The sequence below is a fragment of the Streptomyces sp. NPDC031474 genome (assembly GCF_055581185.1).
The window spans coordinates 128,349-140,719 of sequence record NZ_JBVIJX010000014.1; the positions used below are offsets into that span (position 1 = coordinate 128,349).

The window sequence follows — 12,371 nt, forward strand, 5'->3', positions numbered from 1 at the left end:
CCGGCCGTTCCGGACTCAGCCGGTGCCCGTCGGCAGCGGTTCGTCCAGGAGGAACGCCCGCAGCAGCACGGTGTAGCGGCCGGGCTGTTCGCCCGAGATGGAGTGTCCGGCTCCCTTGACGGTCACCAACTCGGAGCCCGCGAGGGCGTGTTGGTACTCGGCGGTCACGGCGGGCTTGATGAAGTCGCACTCCCCTCGCATGATCAGAGAGGGGACGCGCAGGGTGCGCAGACGGGGCCGGGGGTCGGGAAGCTGCTCGAAGTCCCTGACGGTCATCTGGTTGCTGTAGAAGCCCTGAGGGTTGTCGTGCGCCGTGGTCGGCGGAGCGTCCTCGCACGAGGTGCTGTCTTTTCCCTGGAGGGCGACTTCGTGCATCCAGTGGTCGACCTCGCGGTCGCCGACCAGCGCGTGCGCGGCGCCGGGGTTGATCTGGAGGAGCAGGCTCGCCGCGATGATGCGGGGTGCGCTGTTCAGCCGGTCGAGCCGGGTCTTCTGTGCGGGGGAGAGGCGGTTCCAGGGTTCCCCGGCCTTGGAGCCGGGGTATTGACGGCCCCACAGCGCGCCCGGCGAGGTGAAGACCGCTTTGGCGACGTGCTCGCCATGGGCGGCCAGGTACTGGGCGGTGAGTGATCCGCCCCAGGACTGGCCGACCAGGATGATCCGGTCGGCGCCGAGGGTGCGCCGGATCGCTTCCAGGTCGGCGACCTGGCGGGCGACGGTGTATCCGGTGACGTCCCGCAGCCGGGTGGAGCGGCCGGCGCCGAGCTGGTCGTAGGAGTAGACGTCGAAGCCGTCCGCCGCGAGTTCACGGCCCCCGGTGGGGACGCCCTCGCCGGGGGTGCCGGGACCGCCGTGCAGGAAGATCACCGGGGTCGGTCTGGCCTTGCCCGCGGCGGGGGCGTGGACGTAGGCGATGCGTGAACCGGTCGGCAGATCCCAGAACCGCACGCCGGGCGGGGCGGGGGCGGCCGTCGTGGTGGGCATCGGACGGAGGACGGTGACGGCGGCGAGGACGGCGACGGCCGCGGTCAGGCCGACCGTGAGGAACGCGGACGCCCGCAGGGCCGGGCGGCGGTCGAGGCCGAACAGGGCGAACGCCGCCCGGCCCAGCAGCCCGCCGGCCAGGGCGCCGCAGACGAGACCGACGATGACCAGGACCGGCACGCTCGCGGTGACGAACGCCGCGGCGAGGAAACCGGCCACCGCCACGGCAGGGGTCAGCAAGAGCGCCAGGAACAGCAGGACCCCGCCGGCGACACGGTGGAGAAGTATGCGTGACATGCCTTCGAGGCTAGGAAGCCGGCGCGGGCGATCCGTCCAGCTCAGGGACGGTCCCGCCGCGTCCGAGGGCCGCCCTGCGGCGGGGGGTCACCCCCACCTCGCGGCGGGGTGCCACTCACCTCACGTCACCTCACGGCCCGCTGCCGGGCCGGATCAGCCCCGTCTCGTACGCGGCGATCGTCGCCTGCACCCGGTCGCGTACGCCGAGCTTGCCGAGGAGGACGGAGACGTGGTCCTTCACGGTGGGCGGACTCACCCCCAGCACCGCCGCGATCTCCGCGTTGGACAGCCCCCGCGCGACCTGCCGCAGCACCTCCGTCTCGCGCGGGGTGAGCAGGTCGAGCCGGGCCGTGTCGAGCGGACCGGGCCCGTCCGCGAACCGGTCGATCAGCCTGCGGGTCACCGCCGGATCGAGCAGCGCGGCGCCCCCGTGGACCACCCGTACCGCGTCGATCACCCGCTCCGGCTCGGCGTCCTTGAGCAGGAAACCGGCGGCCCCGGCGCGCAGCGCGGCGAACAGGTACTCGTCGAGACCGAAGGTGGTGAGCACCAGAACACGGGTCGCGGGGCTGCGTTCGGTGATCGCGGCGGTCGCCGCGAGCCCGCCGATCCCCGGCATGCGGACATCCATCAGCGCGACGTCCGGCCGCGCCGACAGGGCGAGTTCGACCGCCGTGTCGCCGTCCGCCGCCTGCCCGACGACGCACAGGTCTGCTTCCGCGTCGAGGATCGCCGCGATCCCGGCCCGTACGACGGCCTGGTCGTCCGCGACGGTCACTCTGATCGCCATGGGAACGCCTCCGGGAGCCACACGCGTACCGCACCGCGGTCGGTCGTCGAGAGGGTACCGCCGGCGGCGTCCGCGAGGGCGCGCAGCCGCCGCTCCACCGCGGGAACGGCGGGTGCCGGACCGCAGACCTCCACGCCGTCGGGGAGCGTGCGCACGGTGAGGGTGACGCCCACGGCCATGAGCGCGGAGGCGGTCCGGTACGCGAAGACCTCCACGGCGGCGGGCAGCGGACGGCGTGCTCCGACGTACCGGACGACGGCGCCGTGGCGCGCGGCCAGCGCGGTGATCCCGGAGACGGTGGGCGGAGGGGCGTCGTCGGCGGCGTCCTCCGCGCGCAGCCCGGACAGCAGGTCCCGCAGAGCGGTGAGTCCGGCGCGGGCCTCTTCCCGCACGGCCCGCAGGTCCCCCTCCTCCGCCGCGGCGACGACCGCCCGCGCGTGCCGGAGCGCCGTGTCCCGCAGCCCGGTGGCGAACAGCAGACGCTGCGCGGACACCGCCGCGTCGGCGTCCCCGTCGAGCAGGACCCGCCGCCGGGCGTCCGCGGCCCACCGCCGCTCATGCCGCCGGGCGGTCCGGCGCCCCCACGACCAGACGGCGAGGGCGGGGAGGGCCAGTACGCCCGCCAGTACGGCCCAGGCCGCCGTACGGCTGCCGGTGATGCCGCTGCCGCTGGCCAGCGCGAGCCCGCCCACGGCGGCCACGGCGAGCGGCGCGAACAGGCCTCGGCGCCACGGCAGACGCACTCCGACGCTGTGGACGAGCGTCAGCTCGACCCACCCGTACACCAGGAAGACGTCGCTCACCGGCGGCTGGGTCCAGCCCGTCCGGTCGCAGGCCCACCACAGCAGCAGCGCCGACAGCACCGCCGCGAGCGCGCGGCCGGGCGCCCGTGAGCGCCAGGCCAGCGGCACGGCGTGCAGGCCCGACAGCACGACGGTCACCAGCGCGGGCAGCAGGCCGCCGAACGGGGCCGGGACGTCGGCGGACAGCAGGCTCGCACCGAGCGACAGCGCGATCGCCAGGGCCACCAGCGCGTAGTCGAGCGCGGCCGTCCCACGCCACAGGGGCCACCGGCGGAGGGGGAGGACCGTCGCCGCGGGCAGCGAGGCCCGCACGCTCCAGCCCGCTCGACGGCCGTGCCCCACGGGTCCCGCGCGGAACGTCCCGCCCGTGGCGGTGACCGTGGCCGCCAGCCCCGCGAGACCGCGCCCGGTCCCGAGGCCCGGCTCGACGGCCGTACCGCCGTCGTCGGTGACGGTGACGACGAACAGGTGATCGCCGCCGGCCCGTACGGGCTTGTCCCGGTCGTCCGTCGGCTCGATCCGGACGCGCACGGTCGCGCCCTCGGCGTAGCGGGCCGCGTTGGTCAACGCCTCCCGGACGACCCGGTACGTCGCTTCCGCACTGCCCGCCGGTGCCTGGTCTACCGTGCGCCGGTAGTCCACCGCGTGCGCGGCGGCCAGCGCGTCGACCTCGGTGAAGCCGGCCGCGGTCGCGTCCAGCTCGGTGAGGCGCTCCAGTTCGCGGACGGCCTCCCGGCCCGCCTCGTCGGCGTGGCGCAGCGCGTCACCGGTCCGTTCCCGGTCGACGAGCCTGAGCGCGGCGCCCGCGGCCACCACGATCCCGGTCAGCCGATGCGCGGCCACGTCGTGCAGCTCCGCCGCCAGCCGGTCCCGTTCCGCCAGCGCCGCGAACAGCGGGACCGCCGCCGTGCCGGCCTCGTAGTCCGCCAGCGCGGACCGGCGGGCCGACCGCTGCCGGCGGGAGCGGCCCGTCGCCCAGACGACCGCCAGCACCCCACCGGCCGTCAGCGCGACCCCCGCCACGTAGTGCGGCGGTTCACCGCGTACGGCGGGGAACGCGGCGACGGCCAGCGTGAGCACGACGGCTCCCGTGAGGGAGGAACCGGCGGTCCTGCGTACGGCCAGCAGATGGACCGTGATCAGCGCGCAGACCGCCGCGACGAGGGAGAGGGCCCACACGTGCCCCGCGAAGCCGTTCACTGCCCCACGCCGACGGCGGGCGACCGCTCGACGGTCTCCATTCCGGCAGACTAACCCGGCTCTTTCGGTTGGCAGCCCTATGGGCTCCCGTCGGCGAGGCCGGTGCGGTGGGCGAGGACCACCAACTGCACACGGTCGCGGGCCCCGAGTTTGGTCAGGAGGTGTCCCACGTGGGTCTTGGCGGTTCCGTGCGTGATGTGCAGGCGCCGGGCGATCTCGGAGTTGGACAGGCCCTCGGCGACCAGGACAAGGACTTCGCGTTCGCGTTTGGTGATGCCTGTCGGCAGCGTGGGTGCGGGGGCGGACCGGGCGGCGAACTCCTTGATCAGCCGCCTGGTGATGCCTGGGGCGAGCAGTGCGTCCCCGGCGGCGACCACCCGGATGGCGGCGAGCAGATCCGCCGGCGGGGCGTCCTTGAGCAGGAAGCCGCTGGCTCCGGCGCGCAGCGCACCGTAGACGTATTCGTCCAGGTCGAAGGTGGTGAGCATGAGTACCCGTACGGTGCCGGCGGCGGTGATGAGCCGACTGGCCTCGATGCCGTCCATGTCGGGCATCCGGACGTCCATGAGGACGACGTCGGGGTGCGTGTCGAGGCCGAGGGCGAGGGCGACGGCTTCGGTGCCGGTGGCCGCCTCGCCGACCACGGCCAGGTCCGGTGCGGTGCCGATGATGCCGCACAGGCCGGCGCGTACCAGGGCCTGGTCGTCCGCCACGACGACGCGGACCGTCATGCGCGGCTTCCGGTGAAGTCCCGCGCGGTGAGCGGCAGTTGGACGCGGACCTGGAAACCGCCCCCGGGCACCGGCCCGGCCCGGAAGTCGCCCCCGCACATGGCGGCCCGTTCCCGCATGCCGATGAGGCCATGTCCTGGTCCCATGTGGCCCGGGCGGCCCCGCCCCTGGTCGGTGATCTCGATGAGCAGTTCGTCCGGCCCGTAGCCGATACGGGCGCCGGCGCGGGAGGTTTCGGCGTGCCTCACCACGTTGGTGAGGGCCTCCTGGACGATTCGGTACGCCGCTGTGTCGATCACGACGGGCAGGGCGCGCGGGTTGCCGGTGATCGCCAGCTCGACCTGTACGCCCGCTTCGGCCGTCGATGCCAGCAACCGGTCCAGGTCGGCCAGCCCGGGGGCCGGGACGAGCGCGGGGGCGGTGTCCTCCGTACGCAGAACGCCGAGCAGCCGCCGCATCTCGGTGGTCGTCTCGCGGCTCGTGGTCTCGATGACGTCGAGCGCGGCGCGGGCTCGGTCGGGCCGGTCGTCGATCACCAGGTGGCCGTAGCCCGCCTGGACGGTGATCACGCTCATGCCGTGGGCCACCACGTCGTGCAGCTCCCGGGCGATCCGCAACCGTTCCTGGGCGATGGTCTGCGCGAGCAGTTCCCGCGCATACCCGCGCCGTTGCCGAACCGCGTAGCCGGTCGTCCAGGCGGTGACGAAAACCAGCCCGAAGGGGACGATCCCGCCGCGGTGCGCGAAGTCCGGCAGTGCGGTGGCCACCGCACCGGAGAGGGAGAGCACGAGCACGACCGCCGCCGTACGGATGCGGCAGTCGGCGGCCACGAGGTACAGAGCCCATGCCATCGGCCCCAACGCCAGGAATCCGAGCGTCCCGCCCGGCGGGACTTCGGCCAGCGGCGTCAGCCAGAAGGCCGTCAAGGCCGCGCCGAAGGCGGCGAGCGGACAGTGCCGGCCGACTGCCCAGGCCGCGGTGAGCAGTAAGGCTGCGGCGGCCGCCGCCACGAGCCGAAGGCCGGTGCCGTGGACCGGCAGACCCCAGGCCGACAGGCCGTACGCGATGGAACCCGCGAGCTCCAGCGCGAGCCGGTGCCTCGGCCGTAGCCGTGCCGGCAGCGGGGGCCTCGGATCAGGACGCATGGCTTGAGCGTAGGCGCGCGGGGAGGGCGGGGCATCGGCCCTGCGGCGTATGCCTCCAGGCAGATGCGCCGGGCGCCGGCCGCCCGTCACCTTGAGAGCCCCTGACGACTGGAGAACCCTGGTGACCGACGATTCCCTCACAGCAGCAGCGTCCGCTGTCGGCCTCAGCAAGGTCTACGGCGAGGGCGGGACCCACGTCACTGCCCTGGACAACCTCGGTGTCGAGTTCCTGCGGGGGCAGTTCACCGCCATCATGGGCCCGTCCGGCTCCGGCAAGTCCACACTGATGCACTGCATGGCCGGCCTGGAACCGGTCACCGCGGGCTCTGCCCGGATCGGCGACACCGAACTCGGTGGCCTCGACGACAAGCGGCTCACCACGCTGCGCCGGGACCGGATCGGGTTCGTCTTCCAGTCGTTCAACCTGCTGGCGACGCTCACCGCGCTGGAGAACATCACTCTCCCCCTGGCCATCGCCGGACGAAAGCCCGACCAGGCGTGGCTGGACCGGGTGGTGGCGGCCGTCGGCCTGGCCGACCGCCTCGGCCATCGACCGTCCCAGCTCTCGGGCGGCCAGCAGCAGCGGGTGGCCTGCGCCCGTGCCCTGGCCTCCAAACCGGAGATCGTTTTCGCTGACGAGCCCACCGGCAACCTGGACTCGCGTTCCGGCGCGCAGATCCTCGCCTTCCTCCGCGACTGCGTGCGCGACCTCGGACAGACCGTGGTGATGGTCACCCACGACCCGATCGCCGCCTCGTACGCGGACCGCGTGGTGTTCCTCGCGGACGGCCGCATCGTCGACGACCTGCCGGCCCCGACCGCGGACAGCGTCCTGGACCGCATGCGTCGTCTTGACGCCGTGGCCCGCACCATCTGAAGAGGAGCCGACCACCATGTATCGCACCGCGCTTCGCAATGTGCGGGCCCACAAAGGCCGTCTGCTGATGACGATGCTGGCTGTGCTCCTGGGCACCGCCTTCGTCGCCGGAACCCTGATCTTCTCCGACTCCATCGGACAGTCCGTCAAGGACAGCGTCTCCGACAGCTACTCACGGATCTCGGCCCAGGTCACCGACACCGCCGTGAGCACGGACCCGGACTCGGACTCGGCGGCCGGACAGCACACCGGCGCCCGGAGCCCGCTGACCGAGTCCACGGTGCGCAGGATCGCCGCCCTGCCGGGAACGCGCTCGGCCCGCGGCACCGTCACCGGCTTCGCCGGGCTCTCCGACCCGCACGGCAACCTCATCGGCAGCCGCGGCAACACCCGGGGCGCCAACTGGGTTCCCTCCGCCGACGGACAGGACCCCGAGTACCCGATGGCACAGGGCGCCGGACCGACCTCGGCAGGCATGATCGCCATCGATCGCAGGACCGCGAGCGACAACGACTTCAAGGTCGGCGACACCGTGCGGGCGGCCGTCAACGGGCCCGTGCTGGAGATGACCGTCACCGGCATCTTCACCACCGACGACCCGCAGGTCAGGGCAGGCGGCTCGCTCGTCCTGTTCGACACCGCCACCGCGCAGCGCCTCTACCTCGAACCGGGCCAGTACGACAGCATCCAGGTCGTCGCGACGCCCGGCACCAGCCAGAACGAGCTGCGCGGTGAAATCCTGCCGGTCGTCCCGCACAGCGGGAACATCACGGTGAAGACCGGCGCCCGGCTCAACGCGGACATGGCCGCAAAGACGCGCAGCGACCTGTCCGGGATGAGGAACATACTGCTGGCCTTCGCCGGGATCGCCCTGTTCGTCGGCGTCTTCCTCATCGTCAACACCTTCACCATGCTGATCGCACAGCGCACCCGCGAGCTGGCCCTGCTGCGGGCCATCGGCGCCAGTCGCCGCCAGATCACCGACTCGGTGCTGCTGGAAGCCCTGCTCGTGGGTGTCAGCGCCTCGGTGGCCGGCCTGGTCACGGGCATCGGGATCGGTGCCGCACTCCAGGCCCTGATGGGCTCCATGGGCGGCCATGTCTCCACCAGCACGCTGGTCGTCTCGCCCACCACCGTTCTCGTCACCCTGCTCACCGGGACCGTGGTCACCGCCCTCGCGGCTCTGCTGCCCGGTCTGCGTGCCTCCCGAGTGGCCCCGGTCGCCGCGATGCGCAGCGGCGACACCCCGGCCAGCCACAAAAGCCTCGTCGTGCGCAACAGCATCGGCGTCGCCCTGGCCGGAGTCGGCCTGGCACTGGTCCTCTGGGGGGCCGTCAGGGGTGGCTCGGCCGGCAACCTGCTGGTCGCGGGTGGTGCGGTGAGCACGCTGGTCGGAGTGTTCGTTCTCACCCCCGCGCTGTCCCGGCCGGCGATCGCGCTGGTCGGCCCGCTCTGCACCTGGCTGTTCGGGATCTCCGGCACACTGGCCCGGCAGAACGCGGTGCGCAACCCGCGACGTACCGCCGCGACCGCCTCGGCACTCACCGTCGGTATCACCTTGATCAGCGCGTTGACGGTCCTCGGCGCATCCGTCACCCACGCCGTCGACCAGCAGGTCACCCAGAACATGAAGGCCGACTACGCGGTCAGCGCGCTGCTCAGTCTGCCGGTCGCTCCGACGCTGCTGCCCGCGATCGCCAGGACCCCGGGCGTGGCCGCGTACAGCGCACTGGACGACCAGCGCCTCCGTGCGGGCGGCAAGGACCTTCCCGTCACCGGCGTCGACGCGAAGAGCTTCGACCGGTTGCTCGTCCCGAACATGGTCAGCGGCTCCACCATGGCCCTCCGGCGGGGCCGGATCCTGGTCGACCGGGACCACGCCGTCAACGACGGGTGGACCGTCGGCAGTACGGTCCCGGTGACCTATCCGGACGGCAGCAGCGGCCGGTTGACGGTCGGCGGGGTCTACCGCAACAGCGAGGTACTCGGATCCGTGCTGATGAGCCGGTCGGTGCTGAGCCCGCACACCACCGCCCCGTTCTACAGCACGGTCCTGGTCAAAGGGGTCACCGGGGCCACAGCGTCACTGCAGCAGGCGCTCAAGGACGCCACCGGCGACAACCCGCTCATCAACGTCCGCACCAAACAGCAGATGCGGGACCACTTCAGTTCGCAGATCAACCTGCTACTGGACGCCATGTACGCACTGCTCGCCCTGTCCCTGATCATTGCGACCCTGGGCGTGGTCAACACCCTCGCCATGGCCGTACTGGAGCGGAAGCGCGAGATAGGCATGCTCAGGGCGGTCGGACTGCCCCGCAGTGCGGTGAGACGGATGGTCCGCCTGGAGTCGGTCCTGATCGCGTCGTTCGGCGCGGCACTGGGCATCGCCATCGGCAGCTTCCTGGCCTGGGCCGGCGTCCGGCTGCTGAGCGGTGCGATGACCGGACTCACGACCGTCATCCCGTACGCGCAACTCGCCGCGTACGTCGCCGGTGCGGCCCTGGTGGGTCTGCTGGCGGCGCTGTGGCCGGCCCGCCGGGCCGCGAGGCTGGACGTGCTGGACAGCATCAGAACGGACTGACGCACGAGGGCGGCCCGGAGCGATGCCTTCGCGGTGGCTCGTAGGGCCGATATCCCGTCCCCAGTGTTCGGGGCAACGTCCCGCCGGCTGATCGGACGAGCCAGTGGGCGTCAGGGACGCTGCTTCACCCCGGTCCCAGGGGTGGAGCATCGGCGCTTTGACGGGGGACGCCGGCCGGGGCCGCGGTCCCCGCACCGCCCCCAACAGCACGGGATGCGGGGCGGGCGGGAAGTCTGTGAGGAGTCAGGTATTGCCCTGCCCGTGCTTGCCGTGGGAGCGGAGCCCGATATTGCAGTCCGACACCCGGGAGTGGTCGCCGTCGGACGCTGCCGCGGCCCGCCGCTGGTTCAGGTCTGCGCAGATGCAGCAGCCGGGTGAGGGCTGTGGCGGGCGGGGCGGGAACAGGCGGTCGACGGGGCTGCTGGTCTTCGTCATCGTGTGCTCCCGTGGCAGGTGCAGCGGCAGCGCGGTACGAGCACGATGCCGGTGGAGTGGGGCAAAGGGATGTCGCGGGTCTGGCGGCACTGGTCGTGCAGGTCCCTGTAGCCCGGGGTACGGGCGACCGTGCATTCGGCAGACAGGGTGTCGGTCACGGCTGGTCCGCGATCGGCGCCAGGTCGTAGATGTCGCGGCAGGACTGACAGGCGAACAGCCGCGCCCCGCTCGTGTCCCGGACCGGGCGCGCTGTGTTGCTGTATGCCCCATGCCAGGCGCACCAGGCCACGTTGTCCTTGCGGGGCATGGGCGAATTCGTCGTCGGCTTGCGGCTTGGCATGGTCGGCTCCATGTACAGACAATGTGGGTACCGTCACATCGTGCCGACCAAGCAAGGGGCTGGCGTTGACAGGTTGGCAACACCCAACCCCTTGACCTGCGTTGGTTCGGGCGCTACACGCCGCACCAGTTCGCGAACTCCAGCAGATCCCCCGGCGCCCGCGTCCGCGCCCGCAGCAGCGTCGCCACTGTCTCATGCACGCCCGGGTGATACCGGGTCTGCTGCGGTGCCGCCTTCCGTGCCTGCCCAAGCGACTTGAACGCGTCCTCGTGCCGGGCCGTCCACGTCTCCGCTCGGGCCCGGTCAACCCAGTAGTGCCCTGCCCGTGCCTCGGGGTAGTCGTCCGGCAGGCGCACCTTGCGGGCCTTCTCCAACGCCCGCGCATGCTTGTCGCGGTCGCTGGACGCGGACATGGCATGAATGACGACGTTGACGGGCCCGAACACGAGCCCGTAGTCGCGGGTCTCGCCGGTCTCTTCGGCGATCTCCCCGGCCGCCGTCAGCCACTCGTCCGCGCCGGCGGTGTCTCCGCGGCGGCTGGAGAGGATCGCGGCTTTCAGGTGCAGCGCGCCGCGGACCGCTTTCGTCGTCTGCTGCCCGTCGTCGTCGAGATCCTTCAGCGCCTGCTGTACGAGGAGGATCCCCCGGTCGTGGCGTGCGGCGTCAGCCATCAGCTGTGCCCGATCCCACCGTTCGATGGCCACCTGCCGTGGGTCGCCGGACTGCGGGGCTGCGACGCCCATGCGGGAGAGCGCAAGGCGGGCCAGGTCCATGAACCCGATCTGACGGCCGACCACGTACACGGTGCGGCACAGTTCGGCTTGCAGCCATGCCGCCTGTTCGAGGGTGTGGCCGGGGCTCTGGGTGAGGACGTGGGCGTTGACCTCGGCGAGGAGAGAGGGAAGTTCGTGGGCGATTCCGATGTACTCGGCCTTGGCGCGCTTGCGTTCCAGCTCGGTCACGGCGGCCCGCAGGTCGTCCAGGGGTCGGGGCGGAGGGTCGCCCTCTCCGAGGGGGATGTCCCAGTCGTCCAAGGCCATGCTGATCGGTGTTATCAGCCGGTCGAGCTGGTCGGCCTGGAGCTGGTGAATGTAGGGCTGGCCGTGCAGGACCGAGATGCTCACCGACAGGGCGCGGGCGACGGCGGAGACGATGGAGGGGCTGGCCTGGCGCTGGCCGTTGATGATGCGGGAGAGCATGGCGGGGGAGACGTTGGCGCGGCGGCCGAGTTCCCTGAGTGAGTAGCCGCGCAGGGCGGCGACTTTTTGGATTCGGGTCCCGATTCCGCCGGTGCTGGCGCGCGTTGGGTGCGGCATGCTGGCTCCGTTCTGACCTCGACAATCAGAACGCTACTCCCGGTCGGTTCCGGGAACATACGGCCTCCGTGAAGCTACACGCGGAGGCCGTAGAACGTTCGCCCCTGGACGCACGAAAGCGGCCCCGCATCATCACGCCCAGGCACATCGCCACCAGCGGCAGCGTTTCCCTGCGCCGTACAGCCGACTTCTTCGCCGACATGCTCGACCTGGCCCCCACCCAGCTCGGCCACTCCCGCTGACGCCGCACATCCGCAGAGTTCGTCGTCCCCAGCGACGCCTCGGTCCGTCAACTCCGCGAAGACCAGCACCTCGTGGCCGGTGTCCCAGAGCAGGGGCAGCAGGGCGCGCACCGATGCCGCCACCACCGGCCTCACGGTCACCGAGATCGTCGCCCTCGGCCGCACACCCCACCACGGCCTGACGGGCCGCGACGGCGCCGAGGACCGCGAGGCCGTGGCCGAGGCCGTCGCCCGCTGCGGAGTCACCCCCTTCGCCCACCGCGACCACGCCACCCTCTCCGGCCGCGAACGCCGGCGCCTCCTCCTCGCCCGCACCCTCGCCCAGCGCCCCCGACTCCTCGTCCTCGACTCCTCGTCCTCAACGAACTCACCAACCACTGGACATCCGCGCCCGCTTCGAACTCCTGGAACTGATCCGCAGCACTGACATCACCATCCTGGCCGTCCTGCACGAGGGAGCGGTGTTGGCGGCGGGGCCTGTCCTGGAGGTCCTCACGCCCGACGTCCTCCGAGGCGTCTTCGGCGTACGGGGCGAGGCGGAGCGGCATGCCGACGGCGTCGTCCGCATCACCTGCGCAGCCCAGCCCCTCGCCGACGCGCGGGAGCCCGAGCCGGCGGACCGGTGAC

The 12,371-nt window shown here is 72.3% G+C and carries 11 protein-coding genes and 1 pseudogene; 4 read left to right on the plus strand and 8 right to left on the minus strand.

What is annotated here, in order from left to right; translation table 11 throughout:
- Positions 1-15: 15 nt before the first annotated feature.
- The 5 genes from ACZ5SK_RS29240 to ACZ5SK_RS29260 all read right to left on the minus strand — a co-directional run bounded on the left by ACZ5SK_RS29240 (position 16) and on the right by ACZ5SK_RS29260 (position 5,950).
- Positions 16-1,281, minus strand: coding sequence for an alpha/beta fold hydrolase (locus tag ACZ5SK_RS29240; protein WP_468576697.1), 1,266 nt, complete (start codon positions 1,279-1,281; stop codon positions 16-18).
- Positions 1,282-1,411: 130 nt separating this feature from the next.
- Positions 1,412-2,071 carry a response regulator transcription factor gene (locus ACZ5SK_RS29245; protein ID WP_334580336.1) on the minus strand — a complete coding sequence of 220 codons (660 nt, stop codon included), beginning with the start codon at positions 2,069-2,071 and terminating at the stop codon, positions 1,412-1,414.
- Positions 2,056-4,074 (minus strand): sensor histidine kinase, encoded by a 2,019-nt coding sequence (locus ACZ5SK_RS29250; protein ID WP_468576698.1) that lies wholly within the window; start codon positions 4,072-4,074, stop codon positions 2,056-2,058. The genes ACZ5SK_RS29245 and ACZ5SK_RS29250 overlap by 16 nt, the downstream gene beginning before the upstream one ends.
- A gap of 77 nt (positions 4,075-4,151) precedes the next feature.
- Positions 4,152-4,805 carry a response regulator transcription factor gene (locus ACZ5SK_RS29255; RefSeq protein WP_334580339.1) on the minus strand — a complete coding sequence of 218 codons (654 nt, stop codon included), beginning with the start codon at positions 4,803-4,805 and terminating at the stop codon, positions 4,152-4,154.
- Positions 4,802-5,950 carry a sensor histidine kinase gene (locus tag ACZ5SK_RS29260; protein WP_361703366.1) on the minus strand — a complete coding sequence of 383 codons (1,149 nt, stop codon included), beginning with the start codon at positions 5,948-5,950 and terminating at the stop codon, positions 4,802-4,804. The genes ACZ5SK_RS29255 and ACZ5SK_RS29260 overlap by 4 nt, the downstream gene beginning before the upstream one ends.
- Positions 5,951-6,071: 121 nt before the next feature.
- Between ACZ5SK_RS29260 and ACZ5SK_RS29265 the strand changes: the two genes are divergently transcribed.
- Both ACZ5SK_RS29265 and ACZ5SK_RS29270 read left to right on the plus strand, forming a co-directional pair.
- Positions 6,072-6,827 carry an ABC transporter ATP-binding protein gene (locus tag ACZ5SK_RS29265; RefSeq protein WP_468576699.1) on the plus strand — a complete coding sequence of 252 codons (756 nt, stop codon included), beginning with the start codon at positions 6,072-6,074 and terminating at the stop codon, positions 6,825-6,827.
- A 16-nt stretch (positions 6,828-6,843) separates the two neighbouring features.
- Complete coding sequence (locus tag ACZ5SK_RS29270) at positions 6,844-9,411, plus strand: ABC transporter permease (protein WP_468576700.1); 2,568 nt, start codon at positions 6,844-6,846, stop codon at positions 9,409-9,411.
- 243 nt (positions 9,412-9,654) lie between these two features.
- On the opposite strand, the gene ACZ5SK_RS29275 is transcribed toward ACZ5SK_RS29270, so the two are convergent.
- The 3 genes from ACZ5SK_RS29275 to ACZ5SK_RS29285 all read right to left on the minus strand — a co-directional run bounded on the left by ACZ5SK_RS29275 (position 9,655) and on the right by ACZ5SK_RS29285 (position 11,502).
- A complete protein-coding gene (locus tag ACZ5SK_RS29275; RefSeq protein WP_334580345.1) occupies positions 9,655-9,846 on the minus strand; it encodes a hypothetical protein in 192 nt (63 codons plus the stop codon).
- A gap of 154 nt (positions 9,847-10,000) precedes the next feature.
- Entirely contained in the window at positions 10,001-10,186 is a 186-nt protein-coding gene (locus tag ACZ5SK_RS29280) for a hypothetical protein (protein WP_334580347.1), read from the minus strand.
- 113 nt (positions 10,187-10,299) lie between these two features.
- Complete coding sequence (locus ACZ5SK_RS29285; RefSeq protein ID WP_334580349.1) at positions 10,300-11,502, minus strand: helix-turn-helix domain-containing protein; 1,203 nt, start codon at positions 11,500-11,502, stop codon at positions 10,300-10,302.
- A 68-nt stretch (positions 11,503-11,570) separates the two neighbouring features.
- Between ACZ5SK_RS29285 and ACZ5SK_RS29290 the strand changes: the two genes are divergently transcribed.
- Positions 11,571-11,744 (plus strand): hypothetical protein, encoded by a 174-nt coding sequence (locus ACZ5SK_RS29290; protein WP_334580350.1) that lies wholly within the window; start codon positions 11,571-11,573, stop codon positions 11,742-11,744.
- A 118-nt stretch (positions 11,745-11,862) separates the two neighbouring features.
- Positions 11,863-12,370: pseudogene (locus ACZ5SK_RS29295) on the plus strand (ATP-binding cassette domain-containing protein); the annotation flags it as partial.
- Position 12,371 lies beyond the last annotated feature (1 nt).

Excerpts from the sequence above, each read along its gene's own strand:
- ACZ5SK_RS29245 (WP_334580336.1), bottom strand. The coding sequence starts at position 2,071 with ATGGCGATCAGAGTGACCGTCGCGGACGACCAGGCCGTCGTACGGGCC.
- ACZ5SK_RS29255 (WP_334580339.1), bottom strand. The coding sequence starts at position 4,805 with ATGACGGTCCGCGTCGTCGTGGCGGACGACCAGGCCCTGGTACGCGCC.
- ACZ5SK_RS29280 (WP_334580347.1), bottom strand. The coding sequence starts at position 10,186 with ATGCCAAGCCGCAAGCCGACGACGAATTCGCCCATGCCCCGCAAGGAC.
- ACZ5SK_RS29260 (WP_361703366.1), bottom strand. The coding sequence starts at position 5,950 with ATGCGTCCTGATCCGAGGCCCCCGCTGCCGGCACGGCTACGGCCGAGG.
- ACZ5SK_RS29270 (WP_468576700.1), top strand. The coding sequence starts at position 6,844 with ATGTATCGCACCGCGCTTCGCAATGTGCGGGCCCACAAAGGCCGTCTG.
- ACZ5SK_RS29275 (WP_334580345.1), bottom strand. The coding sequence starts at position 9,846 with ATGACGAAGACCAGCAGCCCCGTCGACCGCCTGTTCCCGCCCCGCCCG.
- ACZ5SK_RS29285 (WP_334580349.1), bottom strand. The coding sequence starts at position 11,502 with ATGCCGCACCCAACGCGCGCCAGCACCGGCGGAATCGGGACCCGAATC.
- ACZ5SK_RS29240 (WP_468576697.1), bottom strand. The coding sequence starts at position 1,281 with ATGTCACGCATACTTCTCCACCGTGTCGCCGGCGGGGTCCTGCTGTTC.